Origin of the sequence: Micromonospora sp. NPDC000121 (assembly GCF_042899165.1) — a bacterium.
Taxonomy (GTDB): domain Bacteria; phylum Actinomycetota; class Actinomycetes; order Mycobacteriales; family Micromonosporaceae; genus Micromonospora.
This window is the reverse complement of the sequence record NZ_JBIAZP010000008.1, coordinates 183,173-201,922: the sequence shown is the minus strand read 5'-3', so window position 1 is coordinate 201,922 and position 18,750 is coordinate 183,173. Positions and strand designations below refer to the sequence as shown.

General features: G+C 71.9%; 14 protein-coding genes. 5 read left to right on the top strand and 9 right to left on the bottom strand.

Going from position 1 to position 18,750, the window contains the following annotated elements:
- Window position 1: 1 nt before the first annotated feature.
- On the top strand, window positions 2–448 hold the full coding sequence (locus ACFY23_RS22900; protein ID WP_350684963.1) for a hypothetical protein: 447 nt from the start codon (window positions 2–4) through the stop codon (window positions 446–448).
- Between the two features lie 74 nt (window positions 449–522).
- On the opposite strand, the gene ACFY23_RS22895 is transcribed toward ACFY23_RS22900, so the two are convergent.
- Together ACFY23_RS22895 and ACFY23_RS22890 are read right to left on the bottom strand one after the other, a co-directional pair.
- On the bottom strand, window positions 523–1,737 hold the full coding sequence (locus ACFY23_RS22895; RefSeq protein ID WP_350684964.1) for a cyanophycinase: 1,215 nt from the start codon (window positions 1,735–1,737) through the stop codon (window positions 523–525).
- Between the two features lie 239 nt (window positions 1,738–1,976).
- Entirely contained in the window at window positions 1,977–2,939 is a 963-nt protein-coding gene (locus tag ACFY23_RS22890; protein WP_350684965.1) for a zinc metalloprotease, read from the bottom strand.
- A gap of 317 nt (window positions 2,940–3,256) precedes the next feature.
- On the opposite strand from ACFY23_RS22890, the gene ACFY23_RS22885 reads away from it, so the two are divergent.
- Together ACFY23_RS22885 and ACFY23_RS22880 are read left to right on the top strand one after the other, a co-directional pair.
- A complete protein-coding gene (locus ACFY23_RS22885; RefSeq protein ID WP_350684966.1) occupies window positions 3,257–4,741 on the top strand; it encodes an exo-alpha-sialidase in 1,485 nt (494 codons plus the stop codon).
- A 50-nt stretch (window positions 4,742–4,791) separates the two neighbouring features.
- The gene (locus tag ACFY23_RS22880) at window positions 4,792–6,768 is read left to right on the top strand and encodes an exo-alpha-sialidase (RefSeq protein ID WP_350684967.1); all 1,977 of its coding nucleotides are present in this window, start codon (window positions 4,792–4,794) and stop codon (window positions 6,766–6,768) included.
- A gap of 138 nt (window positions 6,769–6,906) precedes the next feature.
- Here the strand turns inward: ACFY23_RS22880 and ACFY23_RS22875 are convergent, their stop codons facing one another.
- From ACFY23_RS22875 to ACFY23_RS22845, 7 genes are all read right to left on the bottom strand, one after another.
- Window positions 6,907–7,605, bottom strand: coding sequence for an N-acetylmannosamine-6-phosphate 2-epimerase (locus tag ACFY23_RS22875; protein ID WP_350684968.1), 699 nt, complete (start codon window positions 7,603–7,605; stop codon window positions 6,907–6,909).
- The gene (locus ACFY23_RS22870; protein WP_350684969.1) at window positions 7,602–8,534 is read right to left on the bottom strand and encodes an ROK family protein; all 933 of its coding nucleotides are present in this window, start codon (window positions 8,532–8,534) and stop codon (window positions 7,602–7,604) included. Before ACFY23_RS22870 ends, ACFY23_RS22875 begins: the two co-directional genes overlap by 4 nt.
- Entirely contained in the window at window positions 8,522–9,466 is a 945-nt protein-coding gene (locus tag ACFY23_RS22865; protein ID WP_350684970.1) for a dihydrodipicolinate synthase family protein, read from the bottom strand. Before ACFY23_RS22865 ends, ACFY23_RS22870 begins: the two co-directional genes overlap by 13 nt.
- Window positions 9,463–10,500, bottom strand: coding sequence for an ABC transporter ATP-binding protein (locus ACFY23_RS22860; protein WP_350684971.1), 1,038 nt, complete (start codon window positions 10,498–10,500; stop codon window positions 9,463–9,465). Before ACFY23_RS22860 ends, ACFY23_RS22865 begins: the two co-directional genes overlap by 4 nt.
- Window positions 10,497–12,494, bottom strand: coding sequence for a dipeptide/oligopeptide/nickel ABC transporter permease/ATP-binding protein (locus ACFY23_RS22855; RefSeq protein ID WP_350819359.1), 1,998 nt, complete (start codon window positions 12,492–12,494; stop codon window positions 10,497–10,499). Before ACFY23_RS22855 ends, ACFY23_RS22860 begins: the two co-directional genes overlap by 4 nt.
- 2 nt (window positions 12,495–12,496) lie before the next feature.
- The gene (locus tag ACFY23_RS22850; protein ID WP_350683468.1) at window positions 12,497–13,453 is read right to left on the bottom strand and encodes an ABC transporter permease; all 957 of its coding nucleotides are present in this window, start codon (window positions 13,451–13,453) and stop codon (window positions 12,497–12,499) included.
- 77 nt (window positions 13,454–13,530) lie between these two features.
- Window positions 13,531–15,165, bottom strand: coding sequence for an ABC transporter substrate-binding protein (locus tag ACFY23_RS22845; RefSeq protein WP_350683470.1), 1,635 nt, complete (start codon window positions 15,163–15,165; stop codon window positions 13,531–13,533).
- 76 nt (window positions 15,166–15,241) lie between these two features.
- Between ACFY23_RS22845 and ACFY23_RS22840 the strand changes: the two genes are divergently transcribed.
- A complete protein-coding gene (locus ACFY23_RS22840) occupies window positions 15,242–15,991 on the top strand; it encodes a GntR family transcriptional regulator (RefSeq protein WP_350683472.1) in 750 nt (249 codons plus the stop codon).
- A 263-nt stretch (window positions 15,992–16,254) separates the two neighbouring features.
- A complete protein-coding gene (locus ACFY23_RS22835) occupies window positions 16,255–18,690 on the top strand; it encodes a sialidase family protein (protein ID WP_350683474.1) in 2,436 nt (811 codons plus the stop codon).
- Window positions 18,691–18,750: the final 60 nt, after the last annotated feature.

Here is an 18,750-nt window from a genome sequence, read left to right as displayed (position 1 = left end):
CGTGCCGGGTCCCGGGCGGCCACCGCTGCCGTACGCCATGACACTGGGACTGGCGGGCGGGTTGGATCGGCTGACCCGCCGCTGGTCCTGGGGTCTGGCGGCCGAGTACCGGCGCTGGCTGGCGGCGGTGCTCGGGCCCCGGCCGCCGCGGTTGGACGAGGAGAGCGCGCCGGTGCTGGCCGCCCGGCTCCTGCACGCGCTCTGGCTGGTGCTCGCGGTGCTGCTGGCGGTGGCCACGCTGCCGTTCCGGTCACCGTTGAGCAGCAGTGGCGTGCTGGCCGTCGGCGTGCTCACCCTCGGTGCCTGCGTCGGTGTCGTCAACGCCGCGCTGGGCTACCTGAGCGAGCGCGGAACCGCCCGGCTGGCCCGGCACCCGCTGTTCACCGCCGGTTGGCTGGTGGTGGTCGGTGTGCTGGACGCCGTCGTCCTGCTCACCGTCTTCTTCTGAGATTCCATGGCCTACCCCGGGCCGCCTCGAAGGATGAGGATCGGGTGGGTCCGGCTGTGCTCATGCTCGTGGCTTCAGCCCGCCTGGATCGACACCGTCAGGTCGGTGAAGGACGCCGGGCCGGCCCCGCCGGCGGTGTACGCCAGGAACGACGCGCCCTTGGTCAACCCGACCACGAAACGCGGGCCGGTCTCCGCGGTCGTGCCGGTCGTCGCGGTGGACTGTCCGGCGTCGGCGAGGTCGAGGGCGGCGTCGCGCAGCGCGTACGAGCCGAACACGTCGGTCGACGGCGGTGCCGCCGCGCGGTCGTGCGGGACGGCCGGCGTGCTCGTCGCGCCCTTCGTGACCTGCCACCGGCCGGGATCGTAGCTGTCGCCGTCGGTGAGGTAGCTCCACCGGACACCGCTGATCGACCAGTGCCCGCCGACCGTGCCGACCTGGGCCGAGCGCAGGTCGAGGATGGACACCCCGTTCGTGCCCACGACCCGCGCGGTCTCGCCCGCCGTGCCGGCTGCGGTGACCACCAGCGCGGTGTTCTCACCCACCCCGTACACCCGGTCGTGCCCGGTGTCGGCGGCGAGCCGGAGCGACCGCCCGTTGCGGCCGCGCGCGTCGAAGTGGGTGTCGACGAGGCCGGACGTGAAGAAGTTGAAGCCACCGGCGGGCCAGTAGCCGAGGACCTCGTCGGTGTCGTGGTAGCCGGCGCGGGCCCCGTCGCGGATCCCGTAGTAGCTCGACCCGCCGGTGATCATGTCGGGGCCGGCGAAGATCTGCATGCCGGCGCTGGTGCCCGCGACCGGCGCACCGGCCTGGAAGCGCTGCCGGATCGCGGCGAGGACCGCCCCGTCGGAGCCGTCGGCGTGGATCATCGACTGCACGTAGCGGAACTGGTCGCCACCGGCGAAGAAGAACCCGGTCATCGACGCGGCCAGCGCGGCGTTCGCCGCATCGTCGCCGCTGCCCTTCTTCTTCACGCTCACCGGGATCCAGGTGACCTCTGCCGCCCCGTACCGCTCGAGGACCTTGGCCACCTCGTTCGCGGCCCAGTGCGGCGACGCCGAGGACGCGCTCAGCACGCCGATACGCGCCCCGGAGCCACCGGCCTGCCGGACGAACTCCCCGTAGACGGCGCTGTTGTCGTCGGCGAGAGCGCCGCCGATCAGCATCACGGCCCCCGGTCCGCTCGCCGGTCCCGTGGGGTTGGCGGACGCGGCTGCGCCGGGCAGGGCCGCCGTGGCCACGGCGACGACCAGGGCGGTGAGCAGCGGCAGGAACGTGGGCCGGGTCATGGCATCCGACGCTAGACAGCCGCCTGACAGGCGTCAAGAGACGTCGATGCCTGTCAGGCGACGTCCACCTGCCCAGGAGGAGCTGTTGGGTGCCGTCAGGCTGAGCAGGCGGGCCGCCGACGTCGACGGCAGGCCGTGGCCGCGGGGTGGTGTCCTTCCGGCCGTGCTTGGGCCTACCGCACGACGGGGTTGACGAGCCGTCGCGGCCCGCCAACCCCGACACGTGCCAGCGGGTGTGGTTACTTGACGCCACCGGCCCGGAACGCCACCCAGGCGTCGCTCATCCGGTCCGCCTGTCCCGGGGTGAACATGTTCATGCAGGCGTCCTGCGTGTAGTCCATGAAGTTGTGGATCGGGTCCAGCCCGGGTGCCGTGCAGCTGTCCGCGCCCACCGGGCAGTTGAACTGCGGCGCCGCCTCCCGCGGAGTGTCCTCGACGTAGTCGCCGGCGGCGGAGCACCCGTGCGCGAAGGTGTGCTCCAGCATCAGCCAGTGCCCGACCTCGTGCGTCAGCGTGTCACCCAGGGCGTACTTGCCCGCCGTTCCGCCCGGCATCGACTCGTCGAGCATCACGACGCCGTCGATGTAGTCCCGGCCGTGGTTGTAACCCTTCGGGAAGTATGCCCAGCCGAGCAGCCCGCCGCCGATGTTCGCCGCGTACACGTTCAGGGTGCGGGAGTCGCCGGTGTACAACGCACGCTTCATGTCCCGCTCGTTCTTGCCCGGGACGACCGTGTACCAGTCGCTGTTCACCGTCCACGTCGTGTCGACGAGCGAGAACCGGAACGGCGTGTCGGAGGCGTCCGCCGCCGTGCGGCCCGCGAACGAGTCGTTGAGCACCTCCATCTGGTCCGCGATCATGGTGTTCCACCTGGCCGTCTCGGCCGCGCTGAGCGGATGGTCGGAGATCATGTGGAAGACCGTGGGCACGGTGACGCTGCCGTTGGGCAGGCGCGGCGAATCCTTGATCACGCCGTAGGCGTTCGCCTCGTTCTTGGCGTACAGCTCCGGCTCCTGCGCGGTGGCGCCCTCGCTCACCCGCGCCGCGCTGTGCCCCTCGGCCTCCGGCTCGCACTCCGCGACACCCGCGGAGGCGGTAGCGGGCCCTGCCGTGCCGACCGCCGCGGAGGCCCCACCGGCCGCCAGGAACGTCGCGGCGGTAGCGGTCAGGACCGCCAATTGGAACGTCAATCTCCTGTGCATCGTCGCACCTCTCAGGCGTGGGGGATGGGCTCGTGGAGCGGGACGGACGGGGGTCGCCCCGGCTCACACACATCGTCGTCTGGGTATGAGAACACGCCACCGGCGCCAGCAAAAGGCCCCGAGAGGGGGAGCCAACAGGCCCCGAGCGGGGGAGCACCGTCCAATCCCGACCTCGCCGGGAGCGCCTCCACCGCCACCGCACCCACGCGCCACTGCCCATCGAGGGACCTAGACATCGGACATCCGACGTCGTACGGTGGGCCCCCAGAACGTCGAGAGGAGGCCATGGAATGGTCGTTCGCGCATCACGTAGAGGCATGGTGTCCGGGGTAGTCGCCGCGACCGTCGCGGTATCGATGGCGGGGTTGCCGCCGGCGCCCGCCGCGGCCGACCCGGGATCGAGCTTCGGCGCCCCGCCGCCGCTCGGCGGCAAGCCGTTCTACGAGGAGCAGGATCTCGCCGTCAACGGCGTCGGCGGCTTTCCGAACTACCGCATCCCCGCCCTGACGGTGACCACCGACGGCGACCTGCTGGCGAGCTGGGACGGCCGCCCCACCGCGAAGGACGCCCCCGGCCCCAACTCGATCCTCCAGCGGCGCAGCGTCGACGGCGGAGCGACCTGGCAGCAACAGGAGGTCGTCCACGCGGGCCAGACGGAGAGCCCGATCAAGGGCTACAGCGACCCGAGCTACATCGTGGACCACACCACCGGTCACATCTTCAACTTCCACGTCTACTCCCAGCGGCAGGGCTTCACCGGATCGCAACCCGGCGTGGATCCCGCGGACCCGAACGTGCTGCACGCCGAGCTGAGCACCTCGACCGACGGCGGCCGTACGTGGACGCACCGCACCATCACCGCCGACATCACCCCGGACCTGTCCTGGCGCAGCCGCTTCGCGGCCTCCGGCCAGGGCATCCAGCTGCGGTACGGCCCGCACGCCGGCCGTCTCATCCAGCAGTTCACGATCATCAACGGCCAGGGCCACTTCCAGGCGGTGAGCGTCTACAGCGACGACCACGGCAGGACCTGGCGGGCCGGAAACCCGGTGGGGATCGGGATGGACGAGAACAAGACCGTCGAGTTGTCCGACGGCCGCGTGATGCTCAACTCCCGCGACTCCCACCGGGGCGGCTACCGCAAGGTCGCCATCTCCAGCGACGGCGGCCAGACCTACGGCGAGGTCCACGTCGACAGGCAGCTTCCCGACCCGACCAACAACGCCTCGATCATCCGCGCCTACCCCGAGGCCCGCCCGGGCTCCGACCAGGCGAAGGTGCTGCTGTTCTCCAACGCCGCCAGCACCACCGGCAGGCGTAACGGCACGATCCGCATGTCCTGCGACGACGGCAGGACGTGGCCCATCGCCAAGGTCTTCCGCCCCGGCTCCATGTCCTACTCCACCCTCGCCACCCTGCCGGACGGCAACATCGGGCTGCTGTACGAGCCGGGCACCGGGATCCGCTTCGCCACGTTCAACCTCGCCTGGCTCGGTGGTGTCTGCGCCCCGATGCACATCGCCGACGCCACCGTCGAGCGGGGCGAGAACCAGATCCAGGTCGTGATCGAGAACCAGACCGGCCGGGCGCTGCCCAAGTCCGAGCTGCGCTTCGAGCTGCCCGACGGCTGGACCGCGAGCCCGGTCGACGTTCCGGTGCTCCTCCCCGGGCGCACCCACACGGTGACCGCCCGAATCGCCGTGCCGCAGCAGGCCGAGCCCGGTCCGCGCACCCTGACCGCGGCACTGAGCACCCCGGAGGGTGCGGCCACCCGTCCGTTCACGGTGACCGTCGGTCAGTGAGACCCGTCCCGGCCCGAAGGGCCCAGGAGTAAACCGAAGGAAGGAGCATCGTGCGAAGACCACTCACCAGCACCGCGTTGGCTGCGCTGCTCACCCTGCCCCCAGCTGCGGCCATGGCCGCGTCGACCCCGGCGACGGACACCCCGGGCACCATCGAGCAGCAGGATCTGGAAACCAGGGGCGCGGACTACCCGGTCTACCGCATTCCCGCGTTGACGACCACCAACAACGGGACCCTGATCGCCGCCTACGACGGCCGTCCCACCGCGTCCGACGTGCCGTCGAACATCGCGCTCCTGGTCAGGCGCAGCACGGACGGCGGCGAGACGTGGCAGGGCAGACAGGTCGTACGCTACGAGCCCGGTCTGCCCGGCTTCGGCGACCCGAGCCTGCTGGTCGACCGCCAGACCGGCCGCATCTTCCTGTTCCACGCGGCCTCCATCAACGAGGGCTTCGCCGGGTCGGCCACGGGAAACGCGCACGACGACCCGGACATCCTGCAGACCGACTACAGCTACTCGGACGACGACGGGCTGACGTGGCGGCACCGTCGCATCACCGAGCAGATCAAGAATCCCGCGTGGGGTGGCATCTTCGCCGCCTCCGGCCAGGGCATCCAGATCAGGCGCGGCCCGTACGCCGGACGACTCGTCCAGCAGTACGTCGTCAGCCACCAGGGCCAGATCTACGCCGCCAGCGCCTACAGCGACGACCACGGCGACACCTGGCAGATGGGTGAGCTCGTCGGCCCCGGCATGAACGAGAACAAGACGGTGGAGCTGTCCGACGGTCGGCTGCTGTTGAACACCCGCGCCGGAGGGGGCTACCGCAAGGTCGCCTACTCCAGCGACGGCGGCCACAGCTACACCGAGCCGCAGGTGGAGACCCAACTGCCGGATCCGTCGAACAACGGGTCGATCATCCGCTACAACGCCGACGCGGCGCCGGGAAGTGCCCAGGCGGACTGGCTGTTGTTCAGCAACACCGCCCAGACGAGCGGCCGCGGCAACCTCACGGTCCGGATGTCCTGCGACAACGGCAGGACCTGGCCCATCAGCCGGACGGTCGTGCCGGGCACCGCCGACTACTCCACCCTGACCCGCCTGCCCGACGGTGACATCGGCATGCTGTACGAGCAGGGCGCCCGGGTCGAGCGCATCAGCTTCGCCAGGTTCGACCGGCACTGGCTCGGCGGCCAGTGCGCCCCGCTGGGTCTCGTCACCGCCTCCAGAGCGCAGCCCGGCGAGACCATCGAGGCGGCGGTCACGATCACCAACCAGGAGCGGCACGCGCTCGACGGCGACCTCGTCCTCGACCTGCCCCCGGGCTGGACCGCCGCCCCGAACCCCGCGCCCCTCAGGCTCGCCGCCGGCGAGACGGCCGAGGTCGACGTCCGGGTGGTGATTCCCGAGGACGCCCCGGTCGGCAGCCAAACGATCACCGCACGGTACCGGACCCCGCAGGGGTCGACGTCGGCTGTCGCGAACCTCGTCGTCGCCCGTCCGGTCGTCCACGCGGGCGACCTCGTCTGGCAGGACGAGAGGCGCCACCAACTCGACGGCCTGTCGACCGTGGACGTCTCCGACCAGTTGCCCGCAGTCCGTCCGCTGTCGGGCGGGGCGGTGGCGGTGCGCTTCAGCACCACCGCGCGCCCCGGCGTCGCCACCCTGCTCTCGGCCGCCGACCCGACCAGCAACGTGCGGAACCTGGTGGTGTCGCTGAACGGCGGCCGGCCGTACGTGGAGGTGCGCACGGCCTCCGGCACCTACCCGGTTCGCCTCCAGACCGCCGTCGACGCCGCCGACGGCCGGGAACACGAGCTGCGGGTCGTCATCGCCCACGGGTTGACCAGCGTGCTGCTGGACGGCGAGGTCATCGGCCAGGCACAGCAACAGGGCTTCTTCGCCGACGTCCCAGGTCTCGGCAACCTGACGATCGGGGCCAACGTGGCCCTCACCGGGCCCCGGTGGCGGTTCGCGGGCACCATCTCACGCGTCGCCGTGTACGACGACCAGCCAGGATCGTAGGCCGGGCGGGCGCCGCCGTCCTCGGACGCGGCCTGGCGGTCTCCCTGTCCGCAGGGAGACCGCCAGGTGACCCGACAATCCGCTCTCTGTGTCGGCCTCGGCAGCAGCCATCGGAGGCTGCTGCCGAGGCCGGCGGTCCTATACCCCGGGCAGCGGGGCGGACGAGGCAGAGACGGCGGTGGCGAACCAGGACGTGATCGTGGTGGGGTGGGTGATCGCGGTGCCGACCACGACCGCCCACGCGCCCGCCCCCATCGCCTGCCCGGCCTGTGCGGGCGTATGCACCCGGCCCTCCGCGATGACGGGAAGGTCGAGTTCGGCGGTCAGGGCGGCCAGCAGCTCCAGGTCCGGCCCGTCGGTGCGGGCCCGATCGGAGGTGTAGCCGGCGAGGGTGGTGGCCACCGCGTCGGCCCCGGCCGCAGCCGCGGCACGGGCGTCCTCGATCGAGCCGCAGTCGGCCAGCACCGCCCGGCCGGTGCGCTCGTGCACCGCGGCGACGACCTGGGCGAGGCTGCGCCCGTCCGGGCGCGGCCTGCGCGTACCGTCGACGGCCACGATGTCGGCCCCCGCCTCGGCGACGGCGACCGCGTGCGCCAGGGTCGGCGTGATGAACACCGGGGCGTCACCGTCCTTCCACAAGCCGATGAGCGGCAGCTCGACGTGCTCGCGGATCGCCCGTAGGTCGGCCAGGCCCTGCGCCCGGATGCCGACCGCACCGCCCACCGCGGCCGCCTGCGCCATCCGGCGCATGCTGTCCGGGTTGCGCAGGTGCTCGCCGGGATATGCCTGGCAGGAGACCACGAGGCCGCCGCGGATCCGCGCCAGCGCGTCGTTCATCGTGTGGTCTTCCCCTCGTACGCCAGCATGGCCGCCCGGGCCGCGCCGATGACCGCCGCCGTCGCGCCCAGGCCGGCCGGCAGCACCGGCAGCCCGACGAGCGGTGGCATCAGTTCCGCCCGTACCGCCCCGACCAGGCCGTCCCACCACCGCTGGCCGGCGCCGGCCAGACCGCCACCGACGATGACGACGTCGGGGTCGTACAGGTTCGCCACCCCACCGAGGGCCCGGCCCAGGGCCGAGGCCGCCACGTCGACGGCCGCCGCGGCGACGGCGTCGGTGCCCGCGGCAGCCCTGGCGCACACCTGCCGGGCGTCGCCGACCGCCGGGTCACCGCCCCGCCGCCGGTAGAGGGCGTGCAGCCCCGGGCCGGAGGCGACCGTCTCCAGATGCCCGCTGCCACCGCACGGACAGGGCAACCCGTCCGCCTCGGCGGCGGGCACGTGGCCGACGCTGCCGGCGACGTGTCGAGCACCGCGGTACGGCTCACCGTCGAGCACCAGGCAGCCACCGACACCCGTGCCGGCGGCGGCGACGAGCACCCGGGACAGGCCGGCGCCCGCTCCCCGCCACGCCTCACCCATCGCGTGGGCGTAGACGTCGTTGTCGACGGCCACCGGGACTCCGAGACGCTCGGTGAGCAGCATGCGAAGCGGCGTGCCCGCCCAGCCGGGGAGGGCGTCGGTGGCGGACAGGACGGTCCCCGAAACCGGATCGACGACGCCGGCCGCACCGACACCGACGCCTGTGACGGCCTCCTCGGAGGCGGCCATCGCCTCGCGGACCAGCCGTACCACCGTGTCGACCACGGCGGTCGGACCGTGCGCCGCCGGCGTGGGCCGGGTGAACGACCGGAGCAGCGTGCCCGCGCTCGTGACCAGCCCCGCCGTGGTCTTCGTGCCGCCGAGGTCCGCGCCTACGAAGAGCACGAGTCGAGCAGTCCCGCCCGGTCGAGGATCGCCCGTACGGCCGCGGTCTCCGCCTCGCCCAGCGCCCGCATCGGCGCCGCCATCGCGTTGTGCGCGATGATCCCCCGCAGGACCAGGGCGGTCTTGAACGCGCCCAGGCCGGCCGCGCTGGGGCTGAACCGGCCGGCGGCCGCGGCGTCGACGATGCGGAACAGGTCGCTGAGCCGCTCCTGCTCCGCGCGGGCCGCCTGCCAGTCGCCGGCCGCCGCCGCACGGGCCAACCGCACGTACCCGTGCGGGTCGACGTTGCCGAGCCCCGGCACCACACCGTGGGCGCCCATCAACAGGCACGCGTCGACGACCACCTCGTGGCCGGTGAACACGGCGAATCCCGGCACGTCCCGGGCGCCGAGGACCAGCCGGCGGAACGCGACGTCGTCACCGCTGGAGTCCTTGACCCCGGCGATCACGCCGTCGGCGGCCAACTGGAGCAGGTCGTCGGTGGCCAGTTTGCGTTGCACCGCGACCGGAACGTCGTACGCCAGCACCGGAATGTCCACCGCGGCCGCGACGGCCCGGAAGTGCCGGTCGGTCTCGCCGGCGTCGGTCCGTACGTAGAACGGTGCGGTCACGACGACCGCGTCGGCACCGTGCCCGCGGGCGGTGAGCGCGGCGGCGATCACCCGGTTGGTCGTCATGTCGATGGCGCCGGCCAGCACCGGCACCGCGCCGGCCGCGGTGCTGCTGACCACCTTGAGCGCGAGCGCCCGTTGCTCGTCGGTGAGGTACGCGACCTCGCCCGAAGAACCGAGCACGAACAGGCCGTCCACGCCGGCGTCGAGCTGGAACGCGACCAACCGCTCGAGCGAGGCGACATCCACCTCACCGTCCGCCGTCAGCGGGGTGACCAGGGGCGGAATAACTCCGTGGAAGCGGGCAGGGGAGGAGGTCACAGGGTCTCCTGATCAGTGGTCGTCGTCGGACGGTCGGGGTCGAGGGGATGGATGCAGTGCCACCGGTGTCCGCCGTCGGCGGTGGCGGCCGGGAACCGGGTGGCGCACGCCTCGGTCGCCCGCCAGCAGCGGGTGCGGAACGGGCAGCCGGAGGGCGGGTGGCTCGCGGACGGGACGGGACCGGACAGCACCACGCGGTCGGTCCGTTCCAGCAGCCTGGGCGCGGCCGAGAACAGCGCCTTCGTGTACGGGTGTCGCGGTCGACCGGCCACCAGTTCGGCCGGCCCCTCCTCGACGATCCGGCCGAGGTACATGACGGCGATGCGGTCGGCCACGTACCGGACGGTCTGGATGTCGTGGGAGATGAAGACCAGCCCCAGCCCGAGCCTGGCCTTCAGGTCGATGAGCAGGTTGAGCACCTGGGCGCGGACGGAGACGTCGAGGGCCGAGGTCGGCTCGTCGGCGACGACGACGTCCGGGTCGAGGGCCAGCGCGCGGGCGATCGCGACGCGTTGCCGCTGCCCGCCGGAGAGTTGCGAGGGCAGGACGTCGACGGCGGACGGCGGCAGCCCGACCAGGTCGAGCAGTTCGCGGACCCGGGCCTGGCGGGTGCCGGCCACGCCGATGCCGTGCACATCCAACGCGTCGCGCAGGATCTCCTCCACCCGCATCCGGGGGTTCAGCGCGGTGGCCGGGTCCTGGAAGATCACCGAGACCGCCCGGCCGAACTCACGGCGGGCCCGGGCGCCGGTTCCGAGCGGCGCGCCGCGGAACCGTACGGTGCCGTTGGTCGGCGCCTGCAAGCCGACCAGCACCTTGGCCAGCGTGGACTTGCCGCAGCCCGACTCGCCGACGATGCCGACGGTTTCGCCCCTGCGCACCGTGAAGTTCGCGGCAGTCAGCGCGTAGACCCTGTCCGGGCGGAACAGGCCGCCGCTGCGGGCGGTGTGGACCACGTCCACCCCGGCCAGCTCGATGGCCGGGGCGTCGGCGTCGGCCTTCCGGCCGGCCGCGGCCGCGGCGTCGACAGTCATCGGACGGCACCTCCCACCGTGGTCAGGTCGGCCGAGCCAGCCGGGTGGTGGCAGGCGGCCTCGTGGTGTCCGACCACGCCGGCGAGGCCGGGACGGACCTGCTGGCAGAGTTCGGTCGCGGCGGCGCATCGACCGGCGAACCGGCAACCGGCGCCGAAGTCGCCCGGCGAGGGCACCGTTCCGGCGATCTGGTGCAGCCGGCCGCCGCCCTCGATGGACAGCACCGATCCGAGCAGACCTCTGGTGTAGTGGTGCCGTGGGCCGGTGAGCAGCTCGGAGATGGCGCCGGTCTCGGCGATCTGGCCGGCGTACATCACGGCGGCCCGGTGCACCAGCTCGGCCACCAGCGCCAGGTCGTGCGACACCAGCACCATGGCGAAGCCCAACTCGTCGCGCAGCTCGCCGAGCAGCTCGACGATCTGCGCCTGCACGGTGACGTCGAGCGCGGTGGTCGGCTCGTCGGCGACGATGAGCCGGGGGCTGCGGGACAGCGCCATCGCGATGAGCACGCGCTGGCGCTGGCCCCCGGACAGCTCGTGGGGATAACTGCGCAGGGTGCGGCTCGGGGTCAGGTGAACCAGTTCGAGCAGCTCGGCGGGCGTCCGCGTGCCGCCGCGCCGGGTCAGCTGCTTGAGCTGCGCCTCGATGAGCATGGACGGGTTCAGCGAGCTGAGGGCGTCCTGGTAGACCATCGCCATCTCGTGGCCGCGTAGGCGGTTGCGGGTCGCCTCCTTGACCGTCAGCAGGTCCTGCCCGTCGAACCGGATCTCGCCGCTGACCCGCGCGCCGCGCGGCAGCAACCCCATGATCGCCAGGCTGGTCAGGCTCTTGCCGCAACCGCTCTCGCCGACCAGGCCGAGCGTCTCGCCCGGGCGGACGAGGAGGTCGACCCCGTCCACGACGGCGACGTCGCCGTGCCGTTGCGGGAAGGCGATCCGCAGGTCGCGTACCTCGAGCAGCGGCGGCACGTCGGGCACGGGCCGCAGCCGGTCGGTGCGACGGGACTCGGCTTCCGCCAGCCGGGCCAGCTGCGCGGCCAGCGGGTCGGTGGTCAGGGCCGGACGACCGGGTGCGGCCTGGGCCGGGGGAGTGGTGTCCGCCTCGGCGGCCGCCATCGCGGCTGCCTTCTTGGGGGCCATCTTGCGCACCACCGGGTTGACCCAGGCGTCGGTCAGCCCCTCGGCCAGTACGTTGAGCGCGAGGACGGTCAGCAGGATCGCCAGGCCGGGGAACAGGGTCGCCCACCAGCCGCCGTTGAGCACCAGCGTCCGCCCGTAGGAGATCACGTTCCCCCAGGACGGGTGGGGATCCTGCACGCCGGCCGAGATGAAGGACAGGCTCGCCTCGAAGATGATCGCGTCGGCGACCAGCACCGTCGCGAACACCAGGACCGGGGCGGCGCAGTTGCGGGCCACGTGCCGGACCAGGATGTGGCGACGGGGGGCGCCCAGCACCTTCTCGGCGGAGACGTAGTCCTCGCCGAACTGGGCGAGGACGTTGGCCCGGACCACCCGTGCCAGCGGCGGCAGGAAGAGGAAGGCGATGGTGCCGATCAGCACCGGGACGCTGTTGCCGAAGACGGTGACGAAGACGGCGGCCAGCGCGATGCCGGGGAACGACATGATGACGTCCAGCACCCGCATGATCGCCTCGTTCACGGCCCGGTGCGACGTGGCGGCGAGGGAGCCGACCACGGCGGCGGCCAGCACCGCCGCGGCGGTGGCGCCGAGCCCGATCGCCAGCGAGTACCGCGCGCCGTGGACGATCCGCGCGAAGACGTCGCGGCCGGTGCGGTCGGTGCCGAACCAGTGCTCGCCCGACGGCGGCTGGGCCGGGGGGCCGGAGGCCAGGGGGTCGTGTTGGGCGATCAGCGGCGCGAGGACCGCGCCGAGCACCACGAGGACGAGCAGCGCCAGCGCCGCTCGCGATGCGCCCGGCAGGCGGCGTAGCCGCAGTCCCGGGGCGGAGAGCCGTTCGGCAAGCTTGCCTCGCATGCTCACACCGTCCTGATCCGTGGGTTGACGACGAGGTAGAGCAGGTCGACCACGATGTTCACCACGACGAACACCACGGCGATGGTCAGCACGGTGCCCTGCACGAGCGCGGCGTCACCGGAGGTGATGCCGTTGAGGATGAGCTGACCCATTCCCGGCAGGGTGAAGATGATCTCGATGATCACGGCGCCGCCGATCAGCTGGCCGGTCTTCACCCCGAGCACGGTGATCGGGGTGACCAGCGCGTTGCGCAGCACGTTGCGGGCCACGACCACCCGGTACGGCAGGCCACCGCCGATGGCGGTCCGCACGTAGTCGCGGTCGAGCTCCTCCACCATCGACGTCCGTACCACCCGGATCAGGGAGGCCGAGACCGGGATCGCCAGCGCCACCGCGGGAAGCGCCATCGACTCCAGCCAGCCCACGAAGGAGTCCGCCGGGTTGACGTAGCCACCGGAGGGCAGGATGGCGTTGGGCGGCAGGGCGAACCACTGGATGAACAGGATGCCCAGCCAGAAGGAGGGCGTGGCCACCGCGCCGATGGAGAAGAACCGGATGAGCTGGTCCGGCCAGCGGTCCCGGTGGAGCGCCGCGAGCACGCCCAGCGCCAACGCCAGGGCGGCACCGATCAGCAGCCCCAGGAACGTCAACTGGAGGGTCAACGGGAAGGCGGTGCCGATCAGCTCGGACACCGGGCGGCTGGGTGGGGTGGTCACGCCGAGGTCGCCCTGGACCAGGCCGAGCAGGAACCGCCCGTACTGCACCAGGAGCGGATCGTTGAGCCCGTGTTCCTCGCGGAACGCCTCCCGGGCCTGTTCGCTGGCCCCCTCACCGAGGGCGTTGTAGGCGGGATCGTTGGGCGCGAACTGGATGACCACGAAGACCAGGAGCGTGATACCCAGCACCATCGGGGGCAGGGCGAGCAGTCGTCGCCCGACGAGTCGCAGTAATGCGGTCACGAGCGGATTCCTCCGGCGGTAGCGGGCAGCGATGCGGGTGCGGAGGAGGCACTGGGCCGCCTCCGCACCCGCCGTGGTCAGGAGGTGCGGCTGACGCCGAGGAACGACAGACCGGTGGTGGGCAGCGGCTTGAAGTCCTTGAGCGTCTTGGGGTTCCAGGCGGTCGGCAGCTTGCGGTGCAGCAGCGGGTAGAGGGGAGCCTCTTCCGAGATGAGGTCGTACGCCTCGCCCCAGAGCGCGCGCTGCTTGTCGGCGTCGGCTTCCCGCGCCGCCTGGTCGAGCAGCGCGGAGACCTTGGTCGCCTCGGGCGTGCCGGCCCAGCGGTGCCGGGTGTCCATCCAGGTGCCGACGAACCACCAGCGCAGCAGCAGGTCGACGTCGTTGCCGAAGACGGACGGGTCCCCGGGGGCCACCATCACCTGGAAACGCCCGGTGTCGATCTTCTCCTTGTACTGGCCGCCGGACTGCCCGATGTCCAGGGTGGTGGAGACGCCGATCGCGTCCCAGCTCTCCTTGATCAGCGGTGCGCAGTCCTTGACCCAGCCGGTGTCCGTGGTCACCAGGGTGACGGCGAGGTTGCTGGCGCCGGCGGCGGCCAGGAGGGTCTTGGCCTTGGCGGGGTCGTAGGTGTAGACCGTCTTGGCCCTGCGGTAGCCGGGGTGGCCCTCCTGGACGAAGCTGGTCGCCGGCGCCGCGTTGCCGAGCAGCGCGGTCGAGATGATCTTGTTGAGGTCGGTGGCGTAGAAGAGCGCCTGCCGGACCCGCTTGTCGTCGAACGGCTTCTGCTTGCAGTTGAACATCATGAACAGCAGGCCGAAGGACTGCACCGACTCCACCGACGCCGTCTTGGCCAGCCGGTCGACGTCGAGGTACGGCACGTCCTCGATGGCGTGCACGCGCGCGGACTCGATGGCGGTGGCCCGCGCCGCCGGGTCGGTGAGGAAGCGCCAGTTCATCTTCTTGGCGAGCGCCGGACGCGGCCCGTTGTACGCGTCGTGGCGCTCGAACACCATCTTGTCGTCCTTGGTGGCCTCGACGATCTTGTACGGCCCGGAACCGGTCGGCAGGGAGTCGAAAGCCTGCGAGTTGGCCTCGACGACCGCCTTCGGCACGATCTTCGTGACCGAGACCCGCTCCGGGAAGAGGGCGAACGGGTACTTCAGCTTGAACTCGGCCGTCTTGTCATCGATCTTGGTGACGCCGGCCAGGAACGGCAGGAACTGCTTCATCAGGGACGTGCTGTCCGGCGCGATGATGCGGGTGAAGCTGAACACGACGTCGTCGGCGGTGACCTTGCTGCCGTCGTGCCAGGTGGCGCCCTCGCGGAGGGTGACGCGCCAGGTGGTGTCGTCGACCTTCTCGGGCAGCTTCGCCGCCAGCGCCGGATACGGCTCCCGGGTGACCGGGTCGAGGTCGACCAGGCCCTCGAAAACATGCAGATTGGCCGCGAGCACCGCCGCCGACGAGGCGATCATCGGGTCGAAGCCGGTGCTCAGCGCGTACGAGATTCCCGCCTCGATGGTGCCGTCCTTGTCGACGCCGCCACCGCCCTCGCTGTCGCGGGTGGACTGTGGTCCGCCACAGGCGGACACGCTGGCCGCGAAGCCAGCGGCGAGGCCCGCCGCCCCGATGGCCTGGAGGAACCGTCGCCGGTCCATCCCGGGCCCGATGTCGCTGGGGGTCGCCAACTTGCCCATCATGCCTCCAGGCATCTGATATATGACATCTGACGTCTGCTCCTGCTAGAGTCGCACCATAGCGGCGGCATGAATACGGGGTCAAGGGACCATGACGAATTTGCAAGCGAAGTGGGCCGAGGCAGCGCAGGCGGTGCGCCCGGGGCGTGCCTCGGCCACCCACCGCATCAAGGCGTACATCCTGGAGCGGCAGCTACGCCCCGGTGACCCGTTGCCCACGGAGGCCGAACTCTGCGCGACGCTCGGGGTCAGCCGGTCCAGCGTGCGGGAGGCGGTGCGCACCCTCGCCGCGCTGGACATCGTGGAGGTGCGGCACGGCCACGGCACGTACGTCGGTCGGCTCTCCCTGTCGGCGCTGGTCGAGAGCCTCGCCTTCCGCGGCATGCTGAGCGCCGAGGACGACGCGGCGGTGCTGCGGGAGCTGGTGGAGGTCCGGGAGGGGCTGGAGATCGCGTACGCCGAGCGCATCGTTGCGGCGTGGGCCGGAAAGCAGGACGCCGAACTGGCCGACCTCGTGGCGTCGATGGAGCACAAGGGCGACATGGGCGAGGTCTTCCTCGAGGAGGACCGCGCGTTCCACGCCCGGCTGATCGAACCGCTCGGCAACAACCTGGTGCACCAGTTGGCGACCGCGTTCTGGGACGTCTACTCGGCGGTGTCGCCGCACATCGTGACCACGTCCCCGTCGGCGTACGTGGAGACCGCCCAGGCGCACCGGCAGATGCTCAACGCCGCGCAGCGCGGCGACGCGGACGCCTTCCGCGAGTCCGTCCGGCTCCACTACGCACCCGTGCGCAAGCGGCTGGACGGCAAGCGAGTGCCGCGCCAGGAGAGCGACTGACCACCGCTCGGTCGACGTGGGCGCCGGTCGCCGGGCGGACACGTCCGCCGGGTGCGCGGCGCCCGGTCCCGTAGCCACGAGGGCGCCGGCGTCGGCTGTCCCGGCCGCACCCTCGTGCGCCCCGAGCGCGCGCCCCGGCACGTCCTCGGCGGATTCCGGGCCTTGTCGATCCTTGACAACCCGATCGAGGCCCTCTCATAGTGACTCCTAATCCGGAACCATGGTTCCACTGCATGAAACTCATGCACTGAGTGGGGGTCCCCGTGAGTCGCCTCTGGTCCCGCAACCCCGTGCTGGCCGTCACCGGCCTTGTCGTCGCTCTGGTCTCCACCACGGTGCCCGCCGTTCCCGTGGCCGCCGCCGACGCGGTCGGTCCCGCGCTGACGGTGATCGACTCCTGGGACGTCACCGGGCCCCACACGTTTCCCGACGCGGGCGGTGGCGTACTACAGGCGCAGCGCCCGGCGCTGACGCAGGCGCCGAACGGTGACCTGCTCGCGGCGTTCAACACCTCCGGGGACGCCCACCCGGGCGGCCAGCTTCGGATGATCCGGTCGAGCGACAGCGGCCGGACGTGGGGACCGTCCACGGTGGTGGCGGAACCTCGCCTCTTCGGCGACCGCGGCAGCATCTCCGCGCAGCGCGGCATGGCGACGCTGTCCGACGGCACCATCCTGCTGCCGTACAACGACGCGGTGAACCACGTCAACTACAACAACCGCGAGTCCGTGCTGTTCGTCGCCCGCTCCACCGACAACGGCCACACGTGGACCGGCACGGACGAGCCGGTCGCGTTGCCGATTCCCATCCGGGAGGCCCACATCGGCGGCAGCCCGATCCTCGAACTGGGCGACGGCACCCTGTTGCTGCCGATCTGGGGCGCCCTCGAACTCGTGGACGGCTGGGAGACGGACCCCATGCGGTGGCGGTCGGGCGTCCTGCGCTCGTTCGACGGCGGCCGCACCTGGTCGGACTACCGGACGATCGCGTACGACCCCAACAACCCTCCCCAGTTCCCACCGTTCCACAGTGCCCGCTATACGAGCGGCGCCAACGAACTCGCCCTCCAGGACCTGCCCGACGGTCGGGTCGTCGCCGTCGTCCGCTACGCCTCGGGAGTGGGTCCGAACCGGGGCCAGGTGTACCTGTCCTACTCCTCGGACCACGGCGCCACCTGGACCGCGCCGGTGGCGACCGGTCAGCAGGCCGAGGCGCTCTCGCTGACCATCGCCCCCTGCACGGGGGATCTGCCGGTCGGCACGTCGAAGCTGCTCATGGGGCACCGCTACCTCGACGCCGCCGGCACCCGCACGGGCCGCGCCGCCATCCGGTCGTCCTTCGACGGCGGCGTCACCTGGGCCGGCGAGACCTTCCTGGTGGACCCCGGCGGTGCCACCAACCTGGGTGCGGCGACGGGTGAGCCCGCGTTCCACCGACTGTCCGACGACCGGCTGCTCGTGTTGTTCCAGGTGTCCCTCAACGGCGCACCGTTCAAGATCGTGGCGAACGTGGTGGAGGACGCCACCGATCCGGCCGACTGCCGGGCACAGGCGACCGACGCCGCGGCCAGGGCGACCGCCAACCCCACGGTCTTCCTCGACCGCGCCGACCGGGACCGATGGCCGTGGCCGTTCGCCAGCCGCAAGGCGACCAGCGCGGCGACGGAGACCGTCGGCGACCTCCTGGAGTCGCACGCCTCGGCGCTGACCTGCCGGCCGGGTGACCGCCTGAACCTGATCGGCGCGGACGGACAGCCGCTCGACCGCGCCGCCACGCTCGCCGAGGCGGGGGTGGCGAACGGATCCGTCCTGCGTGTCGGCGGAGACCCGTCGACCGGCCTGTGGCGGATCGGGCACAGCGAGCTGGACGTCTTCCCGGGAACCCGGCACCTCTACGGATGGGACGAGGCGTGTGCCACCGCGTCGTTGGCACTGGACTACCGCGGCCGCGCGCTGGGACTCGACGTGGATCTCCCGGCCGGGCACGCCGTGTCGGCGGTCGAACTGCGGGACACGAACGGCTCGTCGCGGCTGGTCGCGTCGGACTACCGTCTATTCACCAGCGCCGACAACGACACCTACCGCGAGGTGCCGGGGTGGACGTTCTCGTCGCGCGTCCAGGACGGCCGTCTCGTGCACCGCTTCGACGGGCTGTCGGTCACGGATCGTTACGTCAAGGTCCACCAGCGCTGGACGAACACCGCGTACACCTTCGTCGTCGGCGACCCCCGGTCCGACGTGCGGGTCGAGTTCTCCCGACTGCCCTGTGCCGTGACGATCACCGGCCACCACGACGGCCCGCTGACGGCGACCGGCGTCACGTGTGTCCAGGACGCGCGACTGGACGGACCGGTGACCGTCGACGGGGGAGGGCAACTCGTCGTCACCGACTCCGTGATCCACGGTCCGGTGCGGGCCTCCGGTGCCGCGGCCGTCCGCATCTGCGGTACCGAGTTGGACGGCCCGCTCACGGTCTCGCACACCTCCGGCCTGGTGCAGGTCGGTGACGCGACGAACGACTGCGCCCCGAACTCGATCAGCGGGTCGGTGTTCCTCACGGGTAACGCCGGCGGCGTGCGGCTCGCCGGCAACACCATCGCCGGCCCGCTGGAGTGCGTCGGCAACGATCCGTCCCCGATCGACATCGGTGAGCCGAACGCGGTCACCGGCAAGCGGTCCGGGCAGTGCGCACCCCTGTGACCAGCGGTGTGCCGGGCCCGACGGCACCACCACCGCTACCCGGACCGTCCACCCGCCCGC

What these genes read in the sequence shown, in the direction of transcription:
- ACFY23_RS22895 (WP_350684964.1), bottom strand. Translation starts at nt 1,737, where the DNA reads ATGACCCGGCCCACGTTCCTGCCGCTGCTCACCGCCCTGGTCGTCGCC.
- ACFY23_RS22890 (WP_350684965.1), bottom strand. Translation starts at nt 2,939, where the DNA reads ATGCACAGGAGATTGACGTTCCAATTGGCGGTCCTGACCGCTACCGCC.
- ACFY23_RS22885 (WP_350684966.1), top strand. Translation starts at nt 3,257, where the DNA reads ATGGTGTCCGGGGTAGTCGCCGCGACCGTCGCGGTATCGATGGCGGGG.
- ACFY23_RS22875 (WP_350684968.1), bottom strand. Translation starts at nt 7,605, where the DNA reads ATGAACGACGCGCTGGCGCGGATCCGCGGCGGCCTCGTGGTCTCCTGC.
- ACFY23_RS22860 (WP_350684971.1), bottom strand. Translation starts at nt 10,500, where the DNA reads ATGACTGTCGACGCCGCGGCCGCGGCCGGCCGGAAGGCCGACGCCGAC.
- ACFY23_RS22855 (WP_350819359.1), bottom strand. Translation starts at nt 12,494, where the DNA reads ATGCGAGGCAAGCTTGCCGAACGGCTCTCCGCCCCGGGACTGCGGCTA.
- ACFY23_RS22845 (WP_350683470.1), bottom strand. Translation starts at nt 15,165, where the DNA reads ATGCCTGGAGGCATGATGGGCAAGTTGGCGACCCCCAGCGACATCGGG.
- ACFY23_RS22840 (WP_350683472.1), top strand. Translation starts at nt 15,242, where the DNA reads ATGACGAATTTGCAAGCGAAGTGGGCCGAGGCAGCGCAGGCGGTGCGC.